The sequence below is a fragment of the Streptomyces sp. NPDC055140 genome (assembly GCF_053607285.1).
Map to the genome: position 1 here is coordinate 187,837 of NZ_JBSGTG010000014.1, position 25,203 is coordinate 213,039.

Sequence of the window (25,203 nt, forward strand, 5' to 3'; positions counted from 1 at the left end):
ACTACTCCGGGCTCCTCCGCTGCGCCGGCACCGCGGGAAGGGTGAACCAGACCGCCTTGCCGGACGCGGTGGGGCGATGTCCGCAGGACGAGCTCAGGGTGCGGATGAGCAGGAGGCCGCGCCCGTGCTCCTGCCATGGGTCCGGCTCCTCGGCCGGACCGGGCAGGGTCAGATCGCCGGGCGGCGCCGGGTCCCCGTCGTGCACCTCGACCTGACAGCCCGACGCCAGCAGCTCCACCACCAGCTCGATGGGGCCCGCCCCCGCCGTGTGCTCGACGGCGTTCGCCACCAGCTCGGCCGTGAGCAGCTCCGCCGTGTCGCTGTCGGCGACGGGTGACTCGATCTCCGCCAGGGCCGTGCGCACCAGGGCACGCGCGACCGGCACCGCGGCCGCGGTGTGCGGCAGTGCGATACGCCAGGAGGTGGGGGCAGGCGGTGTGGGCACGGCGGGTCCGTTCAGGGTGCAGGTGTCCTGACAGGGGGTGACAGGGGCTGACAGCGGGGGAGCTGTCCTGCTTTCAACCATACGAATGGTAAGGCGTCGCTGGACAGAGCCGCCCGACGCCCTTTCTTCGGGACGTTCGTCACTTGTCTCATACGCGCTCCCTACCCGGGCTGAACGCCTGCCACCAGGATCGCGTATCGCGTACTCGTGACGGAAGTCACGAAGCGGTGATAACTTCATGGAGTGACGTGCCTGACGCAGGCGCGCCGAACCGTCCGCCGCCCCCGCCCGAGGAGGCCGCACCGCCATGAGTCCCTTCACCGGCTCCGCGCCCCGCACCGACGACTGGCGGCATCTGAGGTACGCCGTCGACGACGGGGTCGCCACCGTCACCCTGGCCCGCCCCGACAAGCTCAACGCGCTCACCTTCGGCGCCTACGCCGACCTGCGCGACCTGCTCGCCGAGTTGTCCCGCGAGCGCTCCGTACGCGCCCTCGTCCTGGCCGGCGAGGGCCGCGGATTCTGCTCCGGCGGTGACGTGGACGAGATCATCGGCGCCACCCTCGCCATGGACACGGCCCAGCTCCTCGACTTCAACCGGATGACCGGCCAGGTCGTACGGGCCGTGCGCGAGTGCCCCTTCCCGGTGATCGCCGCCGTGCACGGGGTCGCTGCGGGAGCGGGCGCCGTCCTCGCACTCGCCGCCGACTTCCGCATCGCAGACCCGAGCGCCCGCTTCGCGTTCCTCTTCACCCGCGTCGGCCTGTCCGGCGGCGACATGGGCGCCGCGTATCTGCTGCCCCGCGTCGTCGGCCTCGGCCACGCGACGCGCCTGCTCATGCTGGGCGAGCCGGTGCGCGCCCCCGAGGCCGAGCGCATCGGCCTGATCAGCGAGCTGACCGACGAGGGCCAGGTCGACGAGGCCGCGCAGGCTCTGGCCCGCCGCCTCGCCGAGGGTCCCGCCCTCGCGTACGCCCAGACCAAGGCCCTGCTCACCGCCGAACTCGACATGCCGCTGGCCGCCGCCGTCGAAATGGACGCCGCGACCCAGGCCCTCCTCATGAACGGCGAGGACTACGCCGAGTTCCACGCGGCCTTCACGGAGAAACGCGCGCCCAAGTGGCAGGGGCGGTGACCATGGAACCCCTGCGAGTGGCGGTCATCGGCGGCGGACCCGGCGGCCTGTACGCCGCCGCCCTCCTCAAGCGGCTCGACCCGCGCCGCGACATCACCGTCTGGGAGCGCAACGCCCCCGACGACACCTTCGGGTTCGGCGTCGTCCTGTCCGACGAGACGCTCGGCGGCATCGAGCACGCCGACCCCGTCGTCCACGCCGCGCTCCAGGAGGAGTTCGTGCGCTGGGACGACATCGACGTCGTGCACCGCGGCACCCGCTACACCTCGGGCGGCCACGGCTTCGCCGCGCTCGGCCGCCGCAGGCTCCTCGAAATCCTCCACGAGCGCTGCCGGCAGCTCGGCGTGAACCTCCGCTTCCGCTCGGAAGCCCCGTCGGCAGCCGACCTCGCCCGCGACCACGACCTCGTAGTCGCCGCCGACGGAGTGCGCAGCGCGACCCGTGAGGCCCACGCCGACGTGTTCCGGCCGCGCGTCGAGGAGCACCGCTGCCGCTACATCTGGCTCGCCGCCGACTTCGCCTTCGACGCGTTCCGCTTCGAGATCGCCGAGACCGAGCACGGCGTCATGCAGCTGCACGGATACCCCTATACGGGGGGCGACAGCACCGTCATCGTCGAGATGCGCGAGGAGGTCTGGCGGGCGGCCGGGTTCGACGAGCCCGACGTGCGCGAGTCCGTCGAGCGCTGCGCCAAGATCTTCGCCGAGGCACTCGGCGGCCGTGGCCTGAGGTCGAACAAATCCGCCTGGACGGCCTTCCGCACGGTCGTGAACGAGAAGTGGTCGCACGGGAACATCGTTCTCGTCGGCGACTCCGCGCACACCGCGCACTTCTCCATCGGCTCCGGCACCAAGCTCGCCGTCGAGGACGCCCTCGCGCTCGCCGCCTGCCTCCAGGAGCAGCCCACCACGGCCGAGGCGCTCGCCGCGTACGAGGCGGAGCGGCGGCCCGTCGTCGCCTCCACCCAGCGCGCGGCCCGCGCCAGCCTGGAGTGGTTCGAGAACATCGGCCTCTATCTCGACCAGCCGGCACGCCAGTTCGCGTTCAACCTCCTCACCCGCAGCCGCCGCGTCACGCACGACAACCTGCGACTGCGCGACCCCCGCTTCACCGAGGCCGTCGAACGCGACTTCGGCTGCCCGCCCGGTACACCCCCCATGTTCACGCCGCTGCGCCTGCGCGATCTGACCCTGCGCAACCGCGTCGTCGTCTCGCCCATGGACATGTACTCGGCCCAGGCAGGCGTCCCGGGCGACTTCCACCTCGTCCACCTCGGCGCGCGGGCCCTCGGCGGCGCCGGACTCGTCATGACCGAGATGGTGTGCGTCAGCCCCGAGGGCCGCATCACCCCGGGCTGCGCCGGTCTCTACACGCCGGAACAGGCCACGGCCTGGCGCCGCATCACCGAGTTCGCGCACACCCAGGCCCCCGGCACGGCGGTCGGCGTCCAGCTCGGGCACTCCGGACGCAAGGGCTCCACGAAGCTGATGTGGGAAGGCATCGACGAACCGCTCCCGGAGGGGAACTGGCCGCTGGTCGCCGCGTCCCCCCTCCCCTACAAGCCGGGCAACCAGACTCCGCACGAGCTGACGACCGGCGAACTCGCCGATGTCCGCGAGCAGTTCATGTCCGCCGCCCTGCGCGCCGCCGACGTCGGCTTCGACCTCCTCGAACTGCACTGCGCCCACGGCTATCTGCTGTCCGGCTTCCTCTCGCCGCTGAGCAATCACCGGACGGACGCGTACGGCGGCTCACTCAAGAACCGGCTGCGCTTCCCCCTCGAAGTCTTCGACGCCGTACGCGAAGTGTGGCCCGGCGACCGCCCCATGACCGTCCGGATCTCCGCCACCGACTGGGCGGACGGCGGCACGGACGCGGACGACGCCGTGGAGATCGCCCGCGCCTTCGCGGCGCACGGCGCCGACGCGATCGACGTGTCGACCGGACAGGTCGTCGCCGACGAGAAACCCGCGTACGGACGCTCCTACCAAGTGCCGTTCGCGGACCGGATCCGCAACGAGACCGGCATACCGGTGATCTCGGTCGGTGCGATCTCCTCGTGGGACGACGTCAACTCGCTGATCCTGGCCGGGCGCACCGACCTGTGCGCCCTGGCCCGTCCCCACCTCTACGACCCGCACTGGACCCTGCATGCGGCGGCCGAACAGAGCTACGCGGGTCCCGGTGTCGCCTGGCCGAAGCCTTACGAGGCGGGCAGCCGGCCGCCCCAGACCGGACGGCTCGACGCTCCCAAGCCCCGCCTCACGCTGGGTGGTTGAGGGTGGTGAACGCCGCCCCCGCGTCCCGCAGCCGCTCGTGCAGCGCCCGGAACACGCTCGCCGACCGCGTGCCCGGCCACCGCGCCGGCAGCAGCCCGACGGGCAGTCCCGGGTCGGCATACGGCAGATGGCGCCAGGAGTCGAGGGCGAGGAGGTAGTCCCGGTACGCCTGGTCCGGCGCGGCGTCGCCTGGGGAGCGGGCCTGCCAGGCGGCGAGCACCGGCGCGTGCTCGTCGAGGAACGCCTCGTGCAGCGCGGCGAGACGGTCCAGGTCCCACCAGCGCGCGACCGCGTCGGCCGTCGCCGCGAATCCCAGGTGCTCGCCGCGGAACAGATCGACGTACGGGGAGAGCCCGAGGCGTTCCAGGGTGTGCCGGGTCTCCTCGTGCAGGCCCGCCGGGGCGATCCACACGCCGGGCGCCGCCGAGCCGAAGCCGAGCCCGGCCAGCCTTGAGCGCAGGACGTGCCGCTTGGCGCGCTCGGCCTCCGGCACGGAGAACACCGCGAGCACCCAGCCGTCCGCGTCGCCGGCCGGCGCCCCGTAGATGCGCCGGTCGCCGTCGTCAAGGAGCTGACGCGCGGCCGGCGACAGCGCGTACCCGGCGGCGCCCGACCCCGTGCGCTCCGGCAGGAGCAGCCCGCGCCGCTTGAGGCGGGACACGCAGGACCGCACGGCGGGCGCGTCGACGCCGACCGCGCCGAGGAGGCGGATCAGCTCGGCGACGGGCACGGGGCCGGGGAAGCCGCGCCCGTAGGCGCCGTAGAGGGTGACGATCAGGGACCGGGGAGTGTGCAGCTCGGACACGTGGTCACTCTAGATCGCCGGCGGAGCGCAGCCGGAACCGCTGGAGCTTCCCGGTCGCCGTGCGCGGCAGGGCATCCAGGAAGACGATCTCGCGCGGGCACTTGTACGGCACCAGCTCGGCCCTCACGAACGCCCGCAGCGCGTCCGGGTCCCGGCGGGCGCCCTCGCGCAGTACGACATAGGCGACCGCTATCTGCCCGCGCTCGTCGTCGGGGCGGCCCACCACCGCGGTCTCCGCGACGTCCGGGTGGCGCAGCAGCGCGTCCTCGACCTCGGGCCCCGCGATGTTGTACCCCGCCGAAATGATCATGTCGTCGGCGCGGGCGACGTACCGGAAGTAGCCGTCGGGCTCGCGGACATACGTGTCCCCGGTGACGTTCCAGCCGTCGCGGACGTACGTCGTCTGCCGCTCGTCGGCGAGATAGCGGCAGCCGACCGGGCCGCGCACGGCGAGCAACCCCGGTTCCCCGTCCGGCACTTCGGACCCCGCGGCGTCGACCACGCGCGCCTGCCACCCGGGCACGGGCACACCCGTCGTCCCAGGGCGGATCGCGTCGTCGGCGGCGGAGATGAAGATGTGCAGGAGTTCCGTGGCGCCGATGCCGTTGATGATGCGGATCCCCGTCGCCTCGTGCCAGGCCCTCCAGGTCGAGGCCGGCAGGTTCTCGCCCGCGGATACGCACCGGCGCAGCGACGAGAGAGCGTGCCTGTCGGTGCCGTCGAGGAGCGCTCGGTACGCGGTCGGCGCGGTGAACAGGACGGACACCCCGTGTTCGGCGATCGCGGGCAGAAGCTGCCTCGGCCCCGCCTGTTCGAGCAGCAGCGACGAGGCGCCGGCCCGCAGCGGGAAGATGACGAGCCCGCCGAGCCCGAACGTGAAGCCGAGCGGCGGGCTCCCCGCGAACACGTCGTCCGGCGTCGGCCGCAGGACATGGCGCGCGAAGGTGTCCGCGATGGCGAGGACGTCCCGGTGGAAGTGCATGCAGCCCTTGGGGCGCCCGGTCGTGCCCGACGTGAACGCGATCAGGGCGACGTCGTCGGCGGCGGTCGCCACGGCCTCGTACGTCTCGGGCAGCCCGGCGCCACGCTTCAGGAGGTCGTCGGGCCCTTCGCCGCCGAAGGGCGTGACGCGCAGCCCGGGTACCTCGGCCTTCACCAGGTCGTCCATGGTCCTGGCGTCGCAGAGCGCGTGCGTGACCCGGGCGATGGAGCAGACCGTCGCCAGCTCCTGCGCCCGCGCCTGTGCGAGCACGGTGACGGCGACCGCGCCCGCCTTCATCACGGCCAGCCAACAGGCCGCGAGCCAGGGCGTGGTGGGGCCGCGCAGCAGCACCCGGTTCCCCGGCCGCACGCCCAGCTCGCCGCTGAGCAGATGCGCGATCCGGTCGACGCGGCGCAGCAGCTCCCCGTATGTCCACACCTCCCCGTCGCCCGTGCGGAACGCGGGACGGTCGGGGCCGAACCGTTCGACGGTGCGGTCGAGCAGCTCGGCCCCGCAGTTCAGTTGCTGCGGATAGCGCAGTTCGGGGAGGTCGAAGACGAGGTCGGGCCAGAGTTCGGGCGGCGGGAGATGGTCGCGCGCGAAGGTGTCGACGTGGGCCGACGTGTGCTGTGGCGGAGCGTCTGTCATGGCCGTGCGCCCCCTAGGAACGAATGACCCTGCTTGTGGTGGGCTCGCGGAACGAGCGTATCGTGATGGTGACGACAGTCAACGGTCCGCGATACCGTGACGGGGCCGGCCTGAGCCGCCGGCGAACCGGGAGGCGCCGACAGATGACCGCAAAGTCCGCAGCTCCGTCATTCTCGCTTGATCCAGCGCAGACCGCCTGGTGTGCCGAACTGCGCGCGCTCGCCGCCGAGCGGCTCGCACCCCTCGCCGAGAAGGGCGAGCCGGGGAAGGTGAACCGGCCGCTCGTCGCCGAGCTCGGCCGGCTCGGCCTCCTGGAGCGGCTGTTCCGCTCCGGCGCCCTCGACCTGTGCCTGATGCGCGAGTCCCTCGCCCGCGCCTGCACGGAGGCCGAGACAGCGCTCGCCCTCCAGGGGCTCGGCGCGCACCCCGTGCACGCGTACGGCACCGACGCCCAGCGCGCACACTGGCTGCCGCGCGTCAGCGAAGGCACCGCCGTCGCGGCCTTCGCGCTGAGCGAGCCGGGCGCGGGCTCCGACGCCGCGGCCCTCGCACTGCGCGCCGAGCCCGACGGCACCGGAGGCTGGTGCCTCATCGGCGAGAAGACCTGGATCTCGAACGCCCCCGAGGCCGACTTCTACACCGTCTTCGCCCGTACGGCCCCGGACGCCGGAGCGCGCGGAGTCACCGCCTTCCTGGTCCCCGCCGACCGCCCCGGACTCACCGGCACCCCCCTCGACATGCTGTCGCCGCACCCCATCGGCTCCCTCGACTTCGACGCGGTCCCGGTCACCGCCGACGACGTGCTCGGCGAACCGGACCGCGGCTTCCGCGTCGCCATGACCACCCTGAACCTCTTCCGCCCGAGCGTCGGCGCCTTCGCCGTCGGCATGGCGCAGGCCGCGCTCGACGCGACGCTCGCCCACACCGCCCGGCGCGACGCGTTCGGCGGCAAGCTGAAGGACCTCCAGACGGTCGCGCACCAGGTGGCCGATCTCGCCCTGCGCACCGAGGCGGCCCGCCTCATGGTCTACGCGGCCGCGGCGGCCTACGACGCGGGAGCCCCCGACGTGCCGCAGCGCGCCGCGATGGCGAAGCTCCTCGCCACCGAGACCGCCCAGCACGTCGTCGACACCGCCGTCCAGCTGCACGGCGCCCGCGCCCTGCAACGCGGCCACCTCCTCGAACACCTCTACCGCGAGGTGCGGGCCCCCCGCATCTACGAAGGGGCGAGCGAGGTCCAACGCGCCATCATCGCAAAGGAGTTGTACGCGTGAGCGGCATCGAGCGGATCAACCCACCCGAACTCTCTCCGCCCACCGGCTTCTCGCACGCCGTCACCGCCACCGGCGGCCGCCTCGTCTTCCTCGCCGGCCAGACCGCCCTCGACGCGGACGGCAAGATCACCGGCGACACGCTCCCGGAGCAGTTCGAGCGGGCACTGACCAACCTCCTCACCGCCCTGCGCCACGCGGGAGGCACCCCCGACACCCTCGCCCGCGTCACCGTCTACGCCACCGACATCGCCGACTACCGCACCCACGCCCGCGAACTCGGCCGAATCTGGCGCGAGTCGGCGGGCCGGGACTACCCGGCGATGGCGGTGATCGGCACGACCCGGCTGTGGGACGAGCAAGCTCTGGTGGAACTGGACGGCCTGGCGGTCCTGCCCCACTAGGGCGGAGTCCGTCCATCCAGGCCGACGGACCCCCGGCGTCGAGCCCGAAGGGCACGCCCGCACCCCGATGCGACGGGCCGGCTACTCCTGCGGCAGGATCACCGCGCGTCCGCGCACGGTCCCGTCGTGCAGCCGCTGGTAGGCGGTGGGCGCGTCGTCGATGCCGTACGTCTCCACGTGCACGGAGATGACCCCGGCCCGCGCCAGGTCGAGCACCTCCATCAGTTCGCTGCGGCTGCCCCAGTACGGCGCCGTCACCGATGCCTCGTACGGTGTGGTGCCGAAGCCGACCGCGAGGCTGCCGCCGCCGAGGCCGACGATGGTGACATCGCCCTCGACCGCCACACAGCCGCCCGCCGTGGCCACCGTGGGCGTGGCGCCGACGAAGTCGAAGACTGCCTCGGCGCCCTTGCCGCCGGTCAACTCCCTGACGACAGCCACGGATTCGGCGTCCGACAGGATCGCCTCATGGGCGCCCACCTCGCGGGCGAGCGCCAGCTTCTCCTCGTTCACGTCGAGCGCGATCACCCAGGCCGGGGACAGCGCGCGCAGGAGCTGGATCGCGACGTGCCCGAGCCCGCCCGTGCCGATCACGACAGCCGTCGACCCCGGCACCAGCTTCGGCAGCGAACGCTTGATCGCGTGGTACGGCGTCAGGCCGGCGTCGGTCAGCGGCACCGCCTGCACCGGGTCGAGGCCGCCGAGCGGCACGAGATGCCGGGGACTGTCCACGACCAGGTACTCGGCCATGGCGCCGGGCGCGCCGAGGCCGGGCGGGTAGATGCCGAGTTCCTTGGCGCGCAGACAGTAGTTCTCCTTGCCCTCCGCGCACTTGGCGCAGGTGCCGCAGCCCCACGGCCCGTAGACGGCGACCGCGTCGCCGACCTCGACGGCCACCACCCCGTCACCCACCGCCGCGACCGTGCCGACGCCCTCGTGGCCGAGCGTGAGCGGCAGCGGGAAGCCCAGCTGCTCGGCGGGCCGGCTCATCACGGCGATGTCGGAGTGGCAGACACCGGCCGCCGTCATCCGCAGCAGCACCTCGCCGGGACCGGGGGCGGGCACGGGGATCTGCACGACTTCGGGAGCGGCACCCACCGTGCGGTACTGGACGGCCTTCATCAGCTCGGTCATCGTGCGTTCCTCCCGGGAGCGGTGTGGAGGGGCCCGGTGGCCACCCTCCCCGGGATCCATGTCACCGGGCGGCGGCCGTCACACCCGCGGACCCGCTCAGTGGTCCATGTGCGCCGCGATGTCCTCCGCGCACGCGCGCAGGGCCGGGACGTGCGCGCGCAGTTCGTCGGCGCCGGTCAGGGCGACGGCCGCGCCGAGCGAGACGGCGAGGCGCGGCGCCTGTCCGTGCGGCGGGGGCACGGCGACGGCGATCGACCGGACGCCTACCTCGTTCTCCTCGTCGACCTCGGCCCAGCCACGCTCGCGCACGGCGTCGAGCTCCTCGCGGACCGCCGCCGGGTCGGTCACCGTGCGGGCGGTGACCGCGCTCAGGTCGGCCGCGAGCAGCTCGTCGCGCTCGCGCTCGGGCAGGCCCGCGACGAGGACCTTGCCGAGCGAGGTCGCGTGCCAGGCGTTACGGGTGCCCTCCGCGCTGCGCAGCTGAAGGTGCTGCGTGCCCTGCGCGGTGAGGACGAGCAGCACGTCCGTGTCGTAGAGGATGCCCGCGATGGCGGGCAGGCCCGTGCGGTCGGCGAGCCGGCGCATCGGCGCCGCCGCCGCGGAGTAGCCGGCCGGTGAGCGCTGGAATCCCCGCGACAGTTCGAGCACCCGGGCGCCCAGCGCGTAGCGCCGGGTGTCCTCGTCGTACGCCACGAACCGTTCGGCGGCGAGCCGGCCGAGGAGCCGGTGGGCGCTGCTGACCGGGAGCGCCGCGGCCCGGGCCGCGGCGCTCACCCCCAGGCCCGCGGGATGGTCGGCCAGCACGGTGAGGAGTCGCAGGCCCCGGCCGAGCATGTCGTCGCCGGACGTCGTGGTCACGCTGCTCGTCTCCCGTGTGCTGCGCCCGAACGCCGGGACCGGTCCCCGGCGCACTCAGGTGGTGGTGGCAGCGGTGGGCTGCCGGTTCACCGTACCCGGGCGGGGACCGGACGGACGGGGCTCGTGCACCGCCAGCATCAGCGCGGCCGAGACCAGCGCGCCCGCCGCCATGAACGCGAAGGCCCCCGCGTCCCCGAGCGACGTGCCGCGCACCCAGCCCACGAGGTACGTGCCGGCGAACGAGCCGAGCGCGCCGAACGAGTTGACCATCGCCACCGCCGCGCCCGAGACCCCCGCCGGGGCGAGCGTGGAGACGAGCGCGAAGTACGGGCCGTAGGGCGCGTACAGGCACAGGCCCGCCACCACGAGCAGCGCGAGCGCCACGGGGAAGTGGGACCCGGCCGCGTACGAGCCGAACAGGGCGAGGCCGCCGCCGGCGAGCCAGGGCCACACGGCCGCCTTGCGCCGCCCGCTGCGGTCGGACAGGCGCGAGTTGAGCAGCATCGCGACGACCGCGAAGGCGTACGGCACGGCGGTCAGCAGACCGGTGGCGCCGATGCCCTCGCCCGAGCCCTTCTTCACGATCGACGGCAGCCAGAAGATGAAGCCGTACATGCCGAACGACCAGAAGAAGTACTGCACCGCCATCAGCAGCACGGGGCGCGAGCGCAGGATCTTGCCGTACTCCTCGCGCAGGTTCCCGGAGGCGGCGGGCACGGAGGCGCGGTCCCTGCGCAGGACTTCCAGCTCGTCCGGGGCGACCCACTTGGCGTCCTCGGGGCGGTCCTTGATGAGCCGCAGGCAGAACAGGCCCCAGATGACCGAGGGCACACCCTCGACGATGAACATCACGCGCCAGTCCGTCACCGACACCAGCCAGCCCGACAGGGCGGAGAGCCACATCACGGTGACCGGATTGCCCAGGATGAGCAGGGTGTTGGCGCGGCCGCGCTCGCCGTGCGTGAACCAGCGGCTGAGCAGCATCACCATCGACGGCAGCACCGCGCCCTCGACGACACCGAGCGCGAACCGCACGGCGATCAGCTGCCCCGGGCTGCTCAGCAGGCCCTGGACCACGGCGAGCAGACCCCACAGCACCGTCGACCAGGCGACGAGCCGGCGCGCGCTGCGCTGCTCGGCGTAGATCGTGCCGGGGATCTGGAAGAAGAAGTAGCCGAGGAAGAACGACGCGGCGATCAGCGAGTCGAGGCCCGCGGACAGATGCAGCTCGTCGGCCATGCCGCCGGCGGAGGCGATCGCGTAGTTCGACTTGTCGAGATAGGCGAGCGAGTACGCGATGAACGCGACCGGTATCAGGTGCCGGGCGCGGGTCGAGCTCCAGAAGCCGCCGGTGGACGGCCGGGAGGGCGACGGCGCTGTCATCCCTTGACCCCCTGTTTTCCGTGAGATGGAAAGTGTTTCACTGGGCGGGAAGACGTTACGAGGGAGTGGCGGCCGGGTCAATGGGTCGCCCGCATGCCGCGACGGCAAGCAGCCGAAGGAGAAACCCGCGATGACCGATACCGACGTGCTCGTCCCCTGGCCGCAGCTCGACCAGCGCCACGGCCCCTGGCCCGACGGCGTCCGCGTTCACGTGTGGGACGGCGTGACGCCCGCGTCCGAACTCCCGCAAGACGTCCTGGACGCCGTGGAGTTCTGGGTGATGCCCTACGCGGTCCACGACGCGGACCGGCTGCTGCCCCGGCTCCCGCGCCTGCGCGCCGTCCAGTCCCTCAGCGCCGGAGTCGAGAAGCTCCAGCCGCAGCTCCCCGAGGGCGTCACCCTGCACAACGGCCGCGGCCTGCACGACGCCTCCACCGCGGAGCACGCGCTGGGCCTCATCCTCGCGGCCCAGCGCGAACTGCCCCGCTGGGCCGCCGACCAGGTGGCCGGCCGCTGGGACCCGCACTTCACGCGCTCGCTCGCCGACAGCCGCGTCGCGATCGTCGGCTACGGCTCGATCGGCTCGGCCCTGGAGACCCGGCTCCTCGCCTGCGAGGCCGAGGTCGTCCGCGTCGCCCGGCGCGCCCGCCCCGACGAAGGGGTCCACGCGATCGCCGATCTGCCCGAACTGCTCCCCGGCCTCGACATCGTGGTCCTGGTCCTGCCCGAGAACCCGGCCACGGTCGGCCTGTTCGGCCCGAAGGAAATGGCCGCACTGCCGGACGGAGCCCTCGTCGTCAACGTCGGCCGCGGCCGCACCCTCGACACCGGGGCCCTGCTCGCCGAGACCGTCACGGGCCGGCTGCGCGCCGCCCTCGACGTCACCGACCCGGAGCCCCTCCCCGCGGACCACGCCCTGCGCCACGCCCCCGGCGTCCTCATCACCCCGCACGTGGCCGGCGGCTCGGCGGCCTTCCGCCCACGCGCCGAGCGCCTGATCGTGGAGCAGATACGCCGATGGGCCGCGGAAGAGGAACTGCTCAACCTCTTCCCGCGGCCCTGAACGACGCCAATCGCGTCAGATGTCCCGGAACGTCTCGATCTGTGCACCAACGGAGTTGAGCCGCTCGGCCAGGTCCTCATAGCCGCGGTTGATCACGTAGACGTTGCGCAGTACGGACGTGCCCTCGGCGGCCATCATCGCGAGGAGCACGACGACGGCGGGGCGCAGGGCGGGCGGGCACATCATCTCGGCGGCGCGCCAGCGCGTCGGGCCCTCGACGAGGACGCGGTGCGGGTCGAGCAGCTGGAGGCGCCCGCCGAGCCGGTTCAGGTCCGTGAGATAGATCGCGCGGTTGTCGTAGACCCAGTCGTGGATGAGGGTCTGGCCCTGGGCCGCCGCCGCGATGGCCGCGAAGAAGGGCACGTTGTCGATGTTGAGGCCGGGGAACGGCATCGGGTGGATCTTGTCGATCGGCGCCTCCAGTTTGGAGGGCCGGACGGTGAGGTCCACCAGGCGCGTACGGCCGTTGTCCGCGAAGTACTCGGCCGAGCGGTCGTGGTCGAGGCCCATCTCCTCCAGGACCGCGAGTTCGATCTCCAGGAACTCGATCGGCGCCCGCTTCACCGTCAGTTCGGACTCGGTGACCACCGCGGCGGCCAGCAGGCTCATCGCCTCGACCGGGTCCTCGGACGGCGAGTAGTCGACGTCGACGTCGATCTGCGGCACGCCGTGCACGGTGAGGGTGGTCGTACCGATGCCCTCGACGCGAATGCCCAGGGCCTCGAGGAAGAAGCAGAGGTCCTGAACCATGTAGTTCGAGGACGCGTTGCGGATGACGGTGGTGCCGTCGTGGCGGGCGGCCGCGAGCAGCGCGTTCTCGGTCACGGTGTCGCCGCGCTCGGTCAGCACGATCGGCCGGCTGGGGGAGACGCCCGCCTCGACCTGCGCGTGGTAGAGCCCCTCGGTCGCCGTGATGTCCAGGCCGAACCGGCGCAGCGCGATCATGTGCGGCTCGATGGTGCGGGTGCCGAGGTCGCAGCCGCCCGCGTACGGCAGCTTGAAGTGGTCGAGGCGGTGCAGGAGCGGGCCGAGGAACATGATGATCGAGCGCGTGCGGCGGGCGGCGGCCGCGTCGATGGCGTCCATGTCGAGGGCGGCCGGCGGCACGATCTCCAGGTCCACGCCGTCGTTGATCCACCGGGTGCGGACACCTATGGAGTTCAGGACCTCGAGGAGGCGGTAGACCTCCTCGATGCGGGCGACGCGGCGCAGGACCGTGCGGCCCCTGTTGAGGAGCGAGGCGCACAGCAGCGCCACGCAGGCGTTCTTGCTCGTCTTCACGTCGATCGACCCGGACAGGCGGCGGCCGCCGACCACGCGCAGGTGCATCGGACCCGAGTAACCCAGAGAGACGATTTCACTGTCGAGCGCTTCGCCTATTCGGGCGATCATCTCAAGGCTGATGTTTTGGTTGCCGCGCTCGATGCGGTTGACGGCGCTCTGGCTGGTACCGAGCGCCTCGGCGAGCTGCGACTGTGTCCAGCCCCGGTGCTGTCGGGCGTCACGGATGAGCTTGCCGATACGTACGAGGTAGTCGTCTGCCATGGCGGCAGGCTATCTCAGATATGAGATGCCGCATTCCGGTGGGTCCATTGGGGTGACGGGCCGTCAATCGGCCCTGGTGGCACGCCGGCGCGCGTGCGGGACGATGGGGAGGGCGGTCCGCCGGTGGCGCGGCGGGACGGCTCGGCGAAACCCGGGCATGACCAGTCCGGCCTCATGTATTAGAGTTATCTCGACATCGAGATATCTACAGAGGCACACCGCAGCCGCCATGCTTGGTAAGGGTTACCTAACTTAGCTTTACCTTAGCGGATCGGCGAACTCGTCGTGGCGGCAGGATGCGGTGGAACGCGCACATATATGAAGGAGACTGTCGTGTCGGCGAACAGCTTCGACGCCCGCAGCACGCTGCGCGTGGGCGACGAGTCGTACGAGATCTTCAAGCTGGACAAGGTCGAGGGCTCCGCGCGCCTCCCTTACAGCCTGAAGGTTCTCCTTGAGAACCTGCTCCGCACCGAGGACGGCGCGAACATCACCGCCGACCACATCCGTGCGCTCGGCGGCTGGGACTCCCAGGCCCAGCCGTCCCAGGAGATCCAGTTCACGCCCGCCCGCGTGATCATGCAGGACTTCACCGGTGTGCCCTGTGTCGTGGACCTCGCCACCATGCGTGAGGCCGTGAAGGAGCTCGGCGGCGACCCGGCCAAGATCAACCCGCTGGCCCCGGCCGAGCTGGTCATCGACCACTCCGTCATCGCCGACAAGTTCGGCACCGCCGACGCCTTCGGCCAGAACGTCGAGCTGGAGTACGGCCGCAACAAGGAGCGCTACCAGTTCCTGCGCTGGGGCCAGACCGCCTTCGACGAGTTCAAGGTCGTCCCGCCGGGCACCGGCATCGTGCACCAGGTGAACATCGAGCACCTCGCTCGCACGGTCATGGTCCGTAACGGCCAGGCCTACCCCGACACCCTCGTCGGCACCGACTCGCACACCACGATGGTCAACGGCCTGGGCGTCCTGGGCTGGGGCGTCGGCGGCATCGAGGCCGAGGCCGCGATGCTCGGCCAGCCGGTCTCGATGCTCATCCCGCGCGTCGTCGGCTTCAAGCTCACCGGTGAGCTCAAGCCCGGCACCACCGCCACGGACCTCGTGCTCACGATCACCGAGATGCTGCGCAAGCACGGCGTCGTCGGCAAGTTCGTCGAGTTCTACGGTGAGGGCGTCGCCGCCACTTCCCTGGCGAACCGCGCCACCATCGGCAACATGTCGCCGGAGTTCGGCTCCACCGCCGCGATCTTCCCGATCGACGACGAGACGCTGAAGTACCTGAAGCTGACGGGCCGTGACGAGCAGCAGGTCGCGCTCGTCGAGGCGTACGCCAAGGAGCAGGGCCTCTGGCTCGACCCGGCCGCCGAGCCCGACTTCTCCGAGAAGCTGGAGCTCGACCTCTCCACGGTCGTCCCCTCCATCGCCGGCCCGAAGCGCCCGCAGGACCGCATCGTCCTCGCGAACGCCGCGCAGCAGTTCGCGCTCGACGTGCGCAACTACGTCGAGGACGACGACGAGGCGGGCAAGGAGTCCTTCCCGGCCTCCGACTCCCCGGCCGCCGCCAACGGCGTCCCGTCGCGCCCGACCCTGGTCACGGCCCCCGACGGCTCGACGTACGAGATCGACCACGGCGCCGTCACCGTCGCCGCGATCACGTCCTGCACCAACACGTCGAACCCGTACGTGATGGTCGCCGCCGCGCTCGTCGCGAAGAAGGCCGTCGAGAAGGGCCTGACCCGCAAGCCGTGGGTCAAGACCACGCTCGCCCCGGGCTCGAAGGTCGTCACCGACTACTTCGACAAGGCCGGTCTGACGCCGTACCTGGACAAGGTCGGCTTCAACCTCGTCGGCTACGGCTGCACCACCTGCATCGGCAACTCGGGCCCGCTGCCCGAGGAGGTCTCGAAGGCGGTCAACGAGCACGACCTGGCGGTCACGTCGGTTCTCTCCGGCAACCGCAACTTCGAGGGCCGCATCAACCCCGACGTCAAGATGAACTACCTGGCGTCCCCGCCGCTGGTCGTCGCGTACGCCCTCGCCGGTTCGATGAAGGTCGACATCACCAAGGACGCCCTGGGCATCGACCAGGACGGCAAGCCGGTCTACCTCGCGGACATCTGGCCGACGGAGGCCGAGGTCAACGACGTCGTCGCCAACTCCATCGGCGAGGACATGTTCAACAAGTCCTACCAGGACGTCTTCGCGGGTGACGCCCAGTGGCAGGCCCTGTCGATCCCGACCGGCAACACCTTCGAGTGGGACTCCGAGTCCACCTACGTCCGCAAGCCCCCGTACTTCGAGGGCATGACGATGGAGACCACCCCGGTCTCCGACATCACGGGCGCGCGCGTCCTTGCCAAGCTGGGCGACTCGGTCACCACCGACCACATCTCCCCGGCCGGTGCGATCAAGGCCGACACCCCGGCCGGCCAGTACCTCACGGAGCACGGCGTCCAGCGCCGTGACTTCAACTCCTACGGCTCGCGCCGTGGCAACCACGAGGTCATGATCCGCGGCACGTTCGCCAACATCCGCCTGCGCAACCAGATCGCGCCGGGCACCGAGGGCGGCTACACCCGCGACTTCACGCAGGCTGCGACTGCTGACGCGGCTCCGGTGTCGTTCATCTACGACGCCTCGCGCAACTACATCGAGCAGGGCACCCCGCTGGCCATCCTGGCCGGCAAGGAGTACGGCTCCGGTTCGTCCCGTGACTGGGCCGCCAAGGGCACCGCGCTCCTCGGCGTCAAGGCCGTCATCGCCGAGTCGTACGAGCGCATCCACCGCTCGAACCTCATCGGCATGGGCGTCCTGCCGCTCCAGTTCCCGGAGGGCGCCTCGGCCGAGTCCCTCGGCCTGACCGGCGAGGAGACCTTCTCCTTCACCGGCGTCGAGGAGCTCAACAACGGCACCACGCCGCGCACGGTCAAGGTCACCACCGACACCGGTGTGGAGTTCGACGCGGTCGTCCGCATCGACACCCCCGGTGAGGCGGACTACTACCGCAACGGCGGCATCATGCAGTACGTGCTGCGCTCGCTGATCCGGAAGTAAGCGGTCGGCAGGGCAGTTGAGGGCCGCATCCCCGGCGACGGGGATGCGGCCCTTTTGCGCGTCCGGCAGCCTGGCCTGACGGCGATGAGTTCTCCCGGCCGGGGGAGTCTCCTCACTGTCACCCGTAACCCAGGAGGAACACGTGACGCAGCTGCTGAGGGTCCAGAACTTCAACGTCTCCAGTGACGGGTTCGGTGCCGGGGAGGGGAAGAGTCTGGAGCGGCCGTTCGGGCATGCCGATCCGGGGGAGATGTTCTCGTGGTGCGGTGCCACGGCGAGCTGGCCGACCCGCACCGATCCCGGGGGCACCCGGGGCCTCGACGACTACCTCGTCCGCGACTACCACCGCAACATCGGCGCCGAGATCATGGGCCGCGGCAAGTTCGGGCCGCAGCGCGGGCCCTGGCAGGACCTGGAGTGGCAGGGCTGGTGGGGAGACGAACCGCCTTTCCACACTCCCGTGTTCGTCATGACCCACCACACGCGGCCGTCGTTCACCCTGTCCGACACCACGTTCCACTTCGTGGACGCCGACCCGGCCACCGTCCTCGAACAGGCGAAGGAGGCGGCCGGGGGCAAGGACGTCCGGCTCGGCGGCGGGGCGAACGTCATCCGCCAGTTCCTCGACGCAGACCTCGTCGACACCCTGCACGTGGCCGTCTCGCCGGTGAAGCTGGGATCCGGGTCGCGGCTGTGGGAGTCGCCCGACGAGCTGCGCGACCGCTTCCACGTGGACGTCGTGCCCAGCCCGGGCGGCAAGGTGATGCACTACCTGTTCTGGCGGAAGTGAAGTGACGCGGGCCGGCGTGAACTCCTCACGCCGGCCCGCGACTTCACCAGCCCGCTACGTCACCCGCCCGGCGTCAGTTCCGGTACCGGTAGATGATCCGGCCGCGCGTCAGGTCGTAGGGGCTGATCTCCACGAGCACCCGGTCGAACGGCAGGATCTTGATGTAGTTCTTCCGGATCTTGCCGCTGATGTGCGCGAGCACCTTGTGCCCGCTCTCCAGTTCCACCTGGAAGGTGGCGTTGCGCAGGCACTCGACGACGGTGCCCTCGATCTCGATACCACGGTTCGTCTTCGTCATCAGTGAAGTACGACCTCCAGGTTGCTGCCGGCGCGCTCGGCGCCGAGGGCGTCGAAGAGGGTCGAGGCGGCCTGGTTGCGTTCGCCGACCTCGGCCGAAGCCGTCCGGATCCCGGACCGGTGCAGGGGACCGAGCACTTCGGCGAGGAGCGCCCGCGCGATGCCGCGGCGCTGCCGGTCGGCCCGGACCGCGATGAGGCCGATCCGTGGCTGCCGCGGCACCGGCGCCACCCGGAGCAGCCCGACGTACCGGTCGGACTCCACAGCCACCGCGTACTTCGTCGGGTCCACCACGGTCGCGTCGTCCAGGCGTGGCAGCACCTCGGCCGGCATCTCCTGCCACCCGACCGTGGCCTCTACCTCGTCCCGGATCGCGCGGTCCAGCGCGCGCAGGGGGTCCTTCTCCGCCTCGCCGAAGGGAAGGATCGTCACGCCCGACGGCGGACGCGCCGAGCCGAGTCCCGTGACCTGCGGGTCGGTGGGCAGGCAGTACACCCACTCGCGGCGCCGGGTCGTGAAACCGGCGCGCTCCCACTGGGCCCTGAGGTCCAGGTCGGACTCGTCGACCATCGTGTACAGCGGCCTCGGCAGGTCCGCGAGCATGGCATCGGCGAGCCGGCCGAACGCCGCGTCGTGCCAGGAGTCGATGCTGAGGAAGAGCCGCCCGTCGAGCCGTGGCCAGGCCTCACCCCGGCCGACCACCTGGTCGTCCTCCAGCGCGTGCCACTGCCTCTCGGCGACGCGCGTGATCACTGTTGTCTTCATAGGTCTCTGCCTTTCGGGATCGCCTTGTCCAGGCGCTCCCGGGCGACCTATGTCAGCCGACCGACCGTGGGGACGAGAGGAGCACCCACATACGTACTGCGTTCATGGGTCTCACCTCCTCGGGCCGCGTCACGGTTCGTGCCAGACATTAGGCGGGCTGACGGTGCCGTGTCCACGTGATTAAACGGCAGCGCCGCTGAGCTGCGAGGCTCAGCGGCGCTGTCAGGCGTACGGGGCTAGCCCAGCAACTCCACCTCCGCCACCGTCGCTGCCCCACCGGTGAACACCAGCCGGTAGTGCTTGTACGTGCCCGGCTCGCTCACCGAGAACGCCCGCGTCTGCTTGTCCCAGGAGAAGGACTCGCCGGACCGCTGGTCCAGCGTCTTCCACGACGAGCCGTCGGCCGAGGCCTCCAGCTTCCAGCCCGCCGGGGCCTTCGCCTTGTCGTCAGACGTCAGCGTGTACTGCACGGCCTTCGCGCCGGCCGCGCCGACCGGCAGCTCCACCGACTCCGAACTCGCGCTCGTCGCCGAGGAGTTGTCGAACAGCGGACCCGAACCCGTGATGGCGTCCTTGCGCGGCGACGGCACCTTGTCGTCCTGCGTGATGGAGACCGGCGCCGCGTTCTTGCCCGTGCCCCACTTCGACGGCTTCGGGCCCATCGCGAACTCCAGGACCCCGCCCTTCGCGACGACCGAGTGCGGCAGCGACGTCGACGTCCAGTTCTTGCCGTTGACCTTCAGCCCCTGCACGTAGATGTTCTTCGCGCTGTTCTTGGGGGCCTTGACGACCAGGTCCTTGCCGTTCTCCAGGTGCAGCGTCATCTTCGTGAACTGCGGGGAGCCGATGGCGTATTCGCCGCTGCCCATGACCAGCGGGTAGAAGCCGAGCGAGGAGAAGAGGTACCAGGCCGACTGCTCGCCGTTGTCCTCGTCACCGTGGTAGCCCTGGCCGATCTCGCTGCCGGTGTACAGCCGCGACATGACCTCGCGGACCTTCTCCTGCGTCTTGTACGGCTGGCCCGCCGCGTCGTACATGTACGTGATGTGGTGGCCCACCTGGTTCGAGTGGCCGTACATGCCCATCCGGACGTCACGCGCCTCCGTCATCTCGTGGATGACGCCGCCGTACGAGCCCGCGACATCGTTCGTCGCCGTCTCCGGGGTGGCGAAGAACGTGTCGAGCTTCTTGGCGAGACCGTCGCGGCCGCCGTAAAGGTTGGCGAGCCCGCGCGAGTCCTGCGGGGCGGTGAAGGCGTAGCCCCAGGCGTTGGTCTCCGTGTAGTCGTAGCCCCAGATGCGCGGGTCGAACTTCGACGACTCGACGCGCCAGTCGCCCTTCTCGCTCTTGCCCTGGAAGAAGCCCGCCTTCGGGTCGAACATGTTCACGTAGTCGCGGGCCCGGTTGAGGAAGTACTCCGACTCCTCCTTGTAGTGCTTCTCGCCGGTCTTCTTGTAGAGGGCCTGGCCCATCTGCGCGATGCCGTAGTCGTTGAGGTAGCCCTCGAGCGCCCAGGACAGGCCCTCGTGGGTGTCCGTGCTCGTGTAGCCGAGGAACGGTGACGTCTGCATTCCCTTGCGGCCCACGCCGGCCGCGGGCGGCACGACGCTCGCGTTCTTCAGAGCCGCCTTGTACGCGGCCTCCGCGTCGAACTTGACGCCCTTGACGTACGCGTCGGCGAACGCCACGTCCGACGACGTGCCGGTCATCAGGTCCGCGTAACCCGGTGAGGACCAGCGCGAGATCCAGCCGCCGTCCTTGTACTGCTGCACGAACCCGTCGACGAGCTCGCCCGCCTTCTTCGGCGTCAGGAGCGAGTACGCGGGCCAGGTCGTGCGGTACGTGTCCCAGAATCCGTTGTTGACGTACGGCTTGCCGTCGACGATCTTCGCGCCGGTGTGGGTCGGGGTGTCCGGGCCCGGCATCGGTGAGAACGGCGAAGCGTACTGGTACTTCGAACCGACCTTCTCGAAGCCGGAGTTGGGGTACAGGTACAGCCGGTACAGGGACGAGTAGAGGGTGGTGCGCTGGTCGGCCGTGGCGCCCTCCACCTCAACCTTGCCGAGGAGCTTGTCCCACTGCGCGCGGGCGCTGTCCCGCACGGAGGAGAACGACGACCCGGACGGCAGCTCCTGCGCGAGGTTCGCCTTGGCCTGGTCGATGCCGATCAGGGACGTGGCGAGGCGCAGGGTGACCGCCTTGTCGGCGCCCGGCTTGAAGCGGAGGTAGCCCTTGGGGCCGGTGGAGTCGCCGCCGGTGACCGGGGTGTCGAAGACGCCGTAGACGAAGAGCCGGGTCGCGCCCGCGGAGAGCCCGGACTTCACGTCCGAGTAGCCGGTGACGATGCCCTTGTCCTTGTCGAGCGTGAGGCCCGCCTGGTCGGAGACGTTGTCGAAGATCACGCTCGCGTCGTCACCGGGGTAGGTGAACCGCAGCATCGCCGCGTGGTCGGTCGGCGTCATCTCGGCCTTGAGGCCGTTCTCGAAGCGCACCCCGTAGTAGTAGGGGCGGGCTGTCTCGTTCTCGTGCTTGAACGGCAGCGCGCGGCCGGTGCGGGAGGTGTCCGGGGTGCCGGACGCCGCCGACGGCATCATCTGGAACGTCTGCCGGTCGCCCATCCAGGGGCTGGGCTCATGGCTGGCGCTGAACGCCTCCATCGTCGGGAGGTTGTCCGCGTTGTTGTCGCGGCTGTAGTCATAGAGCCAGCTGAGCGAGCCGGCGTTGGTCACCGGCGTCCAGAAGTTGAAGCCATGGGGTACCGCGGTGGCCGGGAACGTGTTGCCGCGCGAGAAGCCGCCGCTGGAGTTCGTGCCGCGCGTCGTGACCGCGTAGTCCGACAGATGCGCCTTCGGCGGCTCCGGCTTCGCGGCCTTCAGCGCGATGTCGTCGACCCAGCCGCGGAACTTCGCCGGGCCCTTCGGCGAGTCGTACGCCACCAGGATCCGGTCGACGGTCTTGCCGGCCGCGACCGAGCCGATGGAGGAGGCGACGGCGTTCCACTGGTTGACGTAGAGCCGCTTGGCCGCGCCCTGGCCCTGCGGCGTCAGCAGTCCGCCGTTGCTGTCGGTGGCCTTCAGGTCGCTCAGATAGGTGCCGTCGGTGAAGGCGAGGTCCACGGAGACGTTCGTGGCGTCGTAGTCGCGGTCGCCGTCCGCCATCGACGGGAAGATCTTGTACGAGAGCTCGGTGTCACGGGCGACGGCCACGTCGACGTCGAAGACCTTGTTGTACGAGTAGGCGCGCGAGTCGGCCTTGTGCGTGCCGGCGTAGCGCAGGGCCTTCTTGCCGGTGAAGCCCGCGCCCGCCTTGGCGGTGGGGGAGCCGCTGGGGCCCTTGTCGACCAGGGACAGCATGTCGTCGGGCGTCGTGGGCGAGCCGGTGTCGGCGGTGGCCAGCTGCAGGTCGGCGAGCTGCGTGGCGTCGTCCGCGCCGTTGTTCTTGGTGAACTCGATCCGGAAGTGCTGGTACTCGGCCGGGTTCTGGAGGTCGTACTTCTTGGTCTGGAAGCGGTCGGCGAAGCTCTCCCCGGTGCGGGTGTCGAGCGTCGTCCACTCCTTGCCGTCGGTGGAGCCCTTGAGGGTCCAGTCCTTCGGGTCGCGCTCGGCGTGGTCGTTGGCCGACGTCAGGGCGTACGTCGTGATCTTGGCCGGCGCGTCCAGGTCGTACTCGACCCAGGCCGTGGGCTCGAAGGAGAGCCACTTGGTGCTCGACTCCCCGTCGACGAGGTTCTCCTTGGTCTCACCGCCGCCCGCGTTCTCGTCGCTGGCGCGGACGTCCGTGACGTGGCTGTTGACATTGCCCGGCAGTCCGCCGCTTTCACCGCCGTCGACCCCGGATGACCGCTTCATCCCGTCTGCGGCGGTATCCACGGTGTTCAGCCAGGTCGGGGCGGGATCGCCCGTTTCGAACGAGGAGCTGAACTCGCGGTCGGCGTGCGGCTGTTGCCCGGGCGACGCGGCGGACGCTCCCTGGCCGGCGGCGACGAGCGCGAGTGAGGCCGCCCCCAGGGCGGCCGTGGACCTAAGTCTGTGTCTGGATCTGCCATGCATTAGCGAGCCCCTCCCGGCGCGAGACAACGTTGTCAATTCACAGCGCAGGGTCCAGTAGGGAGGTAAGTCGCCCGTGGTGTCAAGGGTGTTGGGATCGGCGGGTGCGGCGGGCGGGACGAGAAGAGTGGCGCGACCATCCATTAAGCGAGGTCATCCGCCGTCCGGGTATGCATGGGTCGCTCATGGGTGCCTCATATATCCGAGAGGTCTCAACTCGGGAAAGAACGCCGTCCAAACCTGCATTCGATCTTGCCCAGTTGGAGTGAAGTGGACTATACCTGTCGGCGTCTGGTCCGGACGGTGCGAACCGGCCGCGGACGAGCCCGGGGGAAGGGGGAATCGGCAGGGGGCGGGCGTGCGCCGGCCGCCGGATATCCCCATTGCTTCCGGTGCTTTTCCGTAACACCCAGCTCCAACCTGTTCCCCCGCGACGGGCGCATTTCCGGACATGGACCGGGAAGCGATTCCGGACCGGGATCCGGGGATCCGTTCCCGGCACGACACAGCACATCACCGCGGTGCCGGGGAGGATCCGGTTCACCGCCTGAGTCCTGGAGAAGGCGAGGACTTAAGCATGGGACCCACCCCCGGCGTAGGCCATCGCGATCTGATCGAGCGGAGCGCGACTGTCGCTCCAACCGCGGCCCCGGCGACCGCTTTTCCCACATCGCTCAGCTGATCACCATCGGCGCCGCCGAGCGGCTCCGAGACGACGGCTGAACGACCCGATGTGCATCTCCGCCGACATCGCAGGCGGAGACCCGCATCAGGACGCGCTCAAAGAGAAGTGCGGCAAGCACGGGGCCAACCCAGCCCGGCAGCCGAACCCGCAGCAAACCCGAATAGATCCAATCGATCAGTGAGGATGCAGAGATGACCATTCGTGCCGGCTCTCTTGACAGGCGAACGCTCCTGCGCGGGGCGATCGCGACGGCAGCCATGGGTTCGTTCGCGGTTGCGTGTGGCTCTCCCTCAAGCAAGGACAACGGTGACGGCGGTGGCGGCCCGAAGGGCACGAAGGGGGCCAAGAACCCGTTCGGTGTCGCCGCGAACTCCAAGGTCGACGCGGCCATCTTCAACGGTGGCTACGGCACCGACTACGTCGACTACGTCAACCAGGTCTTGGGCAAGCAGATCAAGGGCGCCAAGGTCGTCGTCAAGCCGGTCGTCGACATCGCCCCCGAACTCCAGCCCCGCTTCGTCGGCGGCAACCCGCCGGACCTCATCGACAACTCCGGCGAGGACCAGATCGGCTTCCTCGGCATCCTCGACCAGCTCGAGGAGCTCGACGACGTCCTCGAGGCCAACAACTACGAGGGCAAGAAGATCGCCGACACCGTCTACCCCGGCGTCAAGGACCCCGGCACGTTCAAGGACAAGTTCGTCGCTCTGAACTACGTGATGACCGTGTACGGCGTCTGGTACTCCAAGACGCTGTTCGAGGCGAACGGCTGGACCCCGCCGAAGACCTGGAACGAGGCGCTCGACCTCGGCACGAAGGCGAAGAAGAAGGGCAAGTACCTCTTCGTCCACGGCAAGGAGGCGGCGACCTACTACCGCACGCTCCTCATCGACTCGGCGATCAAGGAGGGCGGCGACGAGGTCCGGCTCGCGCTGGAGAACCTGGAGAAGGGCTGCTGGTCGCACCCGGCCATCCAGGGAGTGATCAAGGTCATGGAGACCATGGTCAAGGAGAAGATGTTCGTCCCCGGCGGCTCCGGCACCCAGTTCCAGAAGGCGCAGGCGATCTGGAGCAACGACCAGAAGGCGCTGCTCTACCCGTCCGGTGGCTGGATCGAGAACGAGATGAAGAAGGCCACCAAGGCCGACTTCCAGATGAACGGCTTCCCGTCGATGACGCTCACCGACAAGCCGAAGATGCCCTACGAGTCGCTGCGCGCGGCCGCGGGCGAGCCGTTCATCGTGCCCAAGCAGGGCAAGAACCCGGCCGGCGGCAAGGAAGTGCTGCGGGCGATGCTGTCCAAGGACGCGGCCGCCAACTTCTCCAAGACGAAGCTGGCCCCGACGATCGTCAAGGGCACCGTGCCCGCCGACGGTTACGGATCGTCCGCCCTCGTCTCGCAGACGAAGATGCTGGAGGCCGCGGGCACCAACATCTTCACCTACAACTTCGTCGAGGCCTACGGCATGAACACCGACCAGCTGGTGCCGTGGAACTCGTTCCTCTCCGGTGACCTCGACGCCAAGGGCCTGACCTCGGCGCTGCAGAAGATCTCCGACAAGGTCAGGGAAGACGACTCCATCGACAAGATCAAGGTCAGCTAGCAGC

The 25,203-nt window shown here is 70.4% G+C and carries 18 protein-coding genes; 8 read left to right on the top strand and 10 right to left on the bottom strand.

Going from position 1 to position 25,203, the window contains the following annotated elements:
* Position 1 precedes the first annotated feature (1 nt).
* On the bottom strand, positions 2-526 hold the full coding sequence (locus tag ACWFR4_RS25915) for an ATP-binding protein (protein ID WP_116508785.1): 525 nt from the start codon (positions 524-526) through the stop codon (positions 2-4).
* 226 nt (positions 527-752) lie between these two features.
* Here ACWFR4_RS25915 and ACWFR4_RS25920 point away from each other — a divergent pair, with 226 nt between their 5' ends.
* Positions 753-1,580 (top strand): enoyl-CoA hydratase family protein, encoded by an 828-nt coding sequence (locus ACWFR4_RS25920; RefSeq protein ID WP_453458941.1) that lies wholly within the window; start codon positions 753-755, stop codon positions 1,578-1,580.
* A 2-nt stretch (positions 1,581-1,582) separates the two neighbouring features.
* Positions 1,583-3,859, top strand: coding sequence for a bifunctional salicylyl-CoA 5-hydroxylase/oxidoreductase (locus ACWFR4_RS25925; RefSeq protein ID WP_453654752.1), 2,277 nt, complete (start codon positions 1,583-1,585; stop codon positions 3,857-3,859).
* On the opposite strand, the gene ACWFR4_RS25930 is transcribed toward ACWFR4_RS25925, so the two are convergent.
* Positions 3,843-4,664: a PaaX family transcriptional regulator gene (locus ACWFR4_RS25930; RefSeq protein ID WP_453654754.1), complete on the bottom strand. Its 822-nt coding sequence runs from the start codon at positions 4,662-4,664 to the stop codon at positions 3,843-3,845. The two genes, ACWFR4_RS25925 and ACWFR4_RS25930, sit on opposite strands and share 17 nt — an antisense overlap.
* Positions 4,665-4,668: 4 nt before the next feature.
* On the bottom strand, positions 4,669-6,294 hold the full coding sequence (locus tag ACWFR4_RS25935; RefSeq protein ID WP_453654756.1) for an AMP-binding protein: 1,626 nt from the start codon (positions 6,292-6,294) through the stop codon (positions 4,669-4,671).
* Between the two features lie 143 nt (positions 6,295-6,437).
* Between ACWFR4_RS25935 and ACWFR4_RS25940 the strand changes: the two genes are divergently transcribed.
* A complete protein-coding gene (locus ACWFR4_RS25940) occupies positions 6,438-7,568 on the top strand; it encodes an acyl-CoA dehydrogenase family protein (RefSeq protein WP_453458954.1) in 1,131 nt (376 codons plus the stop codon).
* Positions 7,565-7,969: a RidA family protein gene (locus ACWFR4_RS25945; RefSeq protein WP_266558861.1), complete on the top strand. Its 405-nt coding sequence runs from the start codon at positions 7,565-7,567 to the stop codon at positions 7,967-7,969. The genes ACWFR4_RS25940 and ACWFR4_RS25945 overlap by 4 nt, the downstream gene beginning before the upstream one ends.
* Before the next feature lie 81 nt (positions 7,970-8,050).
* On the opposite strand, the gene ACWFR4_RS25950 is transcribed toward ACWFR4_RS25945, so the two are convergent.
* The 3 genes from ACWFR4_RS25950 to ACWFR4_RS25960 all read right to left on the bottom strand — a co-directional run bounded on the left by ACWFR4_RS25950 (position 8,051) and on the right by ACWFR4_RS25960 (position 11,344).
* Positions 8,051-9,091 carry an NAD(P)-dependent alcohol dehydrogenase gene (locus ACWFR4_RS25950; RefSeq protein WP_453654804.1) on the bottom strand — a complete coding sequence of 347 codons (1,041 nt, stop codon included), beginning with the start codon at positions 9,089-9,091 and terminating at the stop codon, positions 8,051-8,053.
* Between the two features lie 108 nt (positions 9,092-9,199).
* Positions 9,200-9,961 (bottom strand): IclR family transcriptional regulator, encoded by a 762-nt coding sequence (locus ACWFR4_RS25955; RefSeq protein ID WP_453654758.1) that lies wholly within the window; start codon positions 9,959-9,961, stop codon positions 9,200-9,202.
* A 54-nt stretch (positions 9,962-10,015) separates the two neighbouring features.
* Positions 10,016-11,344, bottom strand: coding sequence for an MFS transporter (locus ACWFR4_RS25960; RefSeq protein WP_453654760.1), 1,329 nt, complete (start codon positions 11,342-11,344; stop codon positions 10,016-10,018).
* A 130-nt stretch (positions 11,345-11,474) separates the two neighbouring features.
* On the opposite strand from ACWFR4_RS25960, the gene ACWFR4_RS25965 reads away from it, so the two are divergent.
* Positions 11,475-12,407: a 2-hydroxyacid dehydrogenase gene (locus ACWFR4_RS25965; RefSeq protein WP_453468635.1), complete on the top strand. Its 933-nt coding sequence runs from the start codon at positions 11,475-11,477 to the stop codon at positions 12,405-12,407.
* Between the two features lie 15 nt (positions 12,408-12,422).
* Here ACWFR4_RS25965 and ACWFR4_RS25970 read toward each other — a convergent pair whose 3' ends face one another.
* Complete coding sequence (locus ACWFR4_RS25970; protein ID WP_453468636.1) at positions 12,423-13,952, bottom strand: helix-turn-helix domain-containing protein; 1,530 nt, start codon at positions 13,950-13,952, stop codon at positions 12,423-12,425.
* Between the two features lie 333 nt (positions 13,953-14,285).
* Here ACWFR4_RS25970 and acnA point away from each other — a divergent pair, with 333 nt between their 5' ends.
* Positions 14,286-17,012 (top strand): aconitate hydratase AcnA, encoded by a 2,727-nt coding sequence (acnA, locus tag ACWFR4_RS25975; protein WP_453468637.1) that lies wholly within the window; start codon positions 14,286-14,288, stop codon positions 17,010-17,012.
* A gap of 142 nt (positions 17,013-17,154) precedes the next feature.
* Entirely contained in the window at positions 17,155-17,802 is a 648-nt protein-coding gene (locus ACWFR4_RS25980; protein ID WP_453654762.1) for a dihydrofolate reductase family protein, read from the top strand.
* A 73-nt stretch (positions 17,803-17,875) separates the two neighbouring features.
* Here ACWFR4_RS25980 and infA read toward each other — a convergent pair whose 3' ends face one another.
* The 3 genes from infA to ACWFR4_RS25995 all read right to left on the bottom strand — a co-directional run bounded on the left by infA (position 17,876) and on the right by ACWFR4_RS25995 (position 22,913).
* Positions 17,876-18,100 carry a translation initiation factor IF-1 gene (infA, locus tag ACWFR4_RS25985; RefSeq protein ID WP_453468285.1) on the bottom strand — a complete coding sequence of 75 codons (225 nt, stop codon included), beginning with the start codon at positions 18,098-18,100 and terminating at the stop codon, positions 17,876-17,878.
* The gene (locus tag ACWFR4_RS25990; protein WP_453468284.1) at positions 18,100-18,864 is read right to left on the bottom strand and encodes a GNAT family N-acetyltransferase; all 765 of its coding nucleotides are present in this window, start codon (positions 18,862-18,864) and stop codon (positions 18,100-18,102) included. Before ACWFR4_RS25990 ends, infA begins: the two co-directional genes overlap by 1 nt.
* 236 nt (positions 18,865-19,100) lie before the next feature.
* Positions 19,101-22,913: a GH92 family glycosyl hydrolase gene (locus ACWFR4_RS25995; RefSeq protein WP_453654764.1), complete on the bottom strand. Its 3,813-nt coding sequence runs from the start codon at positions 22,911-22,913 to the stop codon at positions 19,101-19,103.
* Positions 22,914-23,786: 873 nt separating this feature from the next.
* Here ACWFR4_RS25995 and ngcE point away from each other — a divergent pair.
* On the top strand, positions 23,787-25,199 hold the full coding sequence (gene ngcE / locus ACWFR4_RS26000) for an N-acetylglucosamine/diacetylchitobiose ABC transporter substrate-binding protein (protein WP_453468282.1): 1,413 nt from the start codon (positions 23,787-23,789) through the stop codon (positions 25,197-25,199).
* The last annotated feature ends 4 nt before the right edge of the window (positions 25,200-25,203 follow it).

What these genes read in the sequence shown, in the direction of transcription:
- ACWFR4_RS25915 (WP_116508785.1), bottom strand. Translation starts at nt 526, where the DNA reads ATGGTTGAAAGCAGGACAGCTCCCCCGCTGTCAGCCCCTGTCACCCCC.
- ACWFR4_RS25920 (WP_453458941.1), top strand. Translation starts at nt 753, where the DNA reads ATGAGTCCCTTCACCGGCTCCGCGCCCCGCACCGACGACTGGCGGCAT.
- ACWFR4_RS25925 (WP_453654752.1), top strand. Translation starts at nt 1,583, where the DNA reads ATGGAACCCCTGCGAGTGGCGGTCATCGGCGGCGGACCCGGCGGCCTG.
- ACWFR4_RS25935 (WP_453654756.1), bottom strand. Translation starts at nt 6,294, where the DNA reads ATGACAGACGCTCCGCCACAGCACACGTCGGCCCACGTCGACACCTTC.
- ACWFR4_RS25940 (WP_453458954.1), top strand. Translation starts at nt 6,438, where the DNA reads ATGACCGCAAAGTCCGCAGCTCCGTCATTCTCGCTTGATCCAGCGCAG.
- ACWFR4_RS25950 (WP_453654804.1), bottom strand. Translation starts at nt 9,091, where the DNA reads ATGAAGGCCGTCCAGTACCGCACGGTGGGTGCCGCTCCCGAAGTCGTG.
- ACWFR4_RS25960 (WP_453654760.1), bottom strand. Translation starts at nt 11,344, where the DNA reads ATGACAGCGCCGTCGCCCTCCCGGCCGTCCACCGGCGGCTTCTGGAGC.
- ACWFR4_RS25965 (WP_453468635.1), top strand. Translation starts at nt 11,475, where the DNA reads ATGACCGATACCGACGTGCTCGTCCCCTGGCCGCAGCTCGACCAGCGC.
- ACWFR4_RS25970 (WP_453468636.1), bottom strand. Translation starts at nt 13,952, where the DNA reads ATGGCAGACGACTACCTCGTACGTATCGGCAAGCTCATCCGTGACGCC.
- infA (WP_453468285.1), bottom strand. Translation starts at nt 18,100, where the DNA reads ATGACGAAGACGAACCGTGGTATCGAGATCGAGGGCACCGTCGTCGAG.
- ACWFR4_RS25990 (WP_453468284.1), bottom strand. Translation starts at nt 18,864, where the DNA reads ATGAAGACAACAGTGATCACGCGCGTCGCCGAGAGGCAGTGGCACGCG.
- ACWFR4_RS25995 (WP_453654764.1), bottom strand. Translation starts at nt 22,913, where the DNA reads ATGCATGGCAGATCCAGACACAGACTTAGGTCCACGGCCGCCCTGGGG.
- ngcE (WP_453468282.1), top strand. Translation starts at nt 23,787, where the DNA reads ATGACCATTCGTGCCGGCTCTCTTGACAGGCGAACGCTCCTGCGCGGG.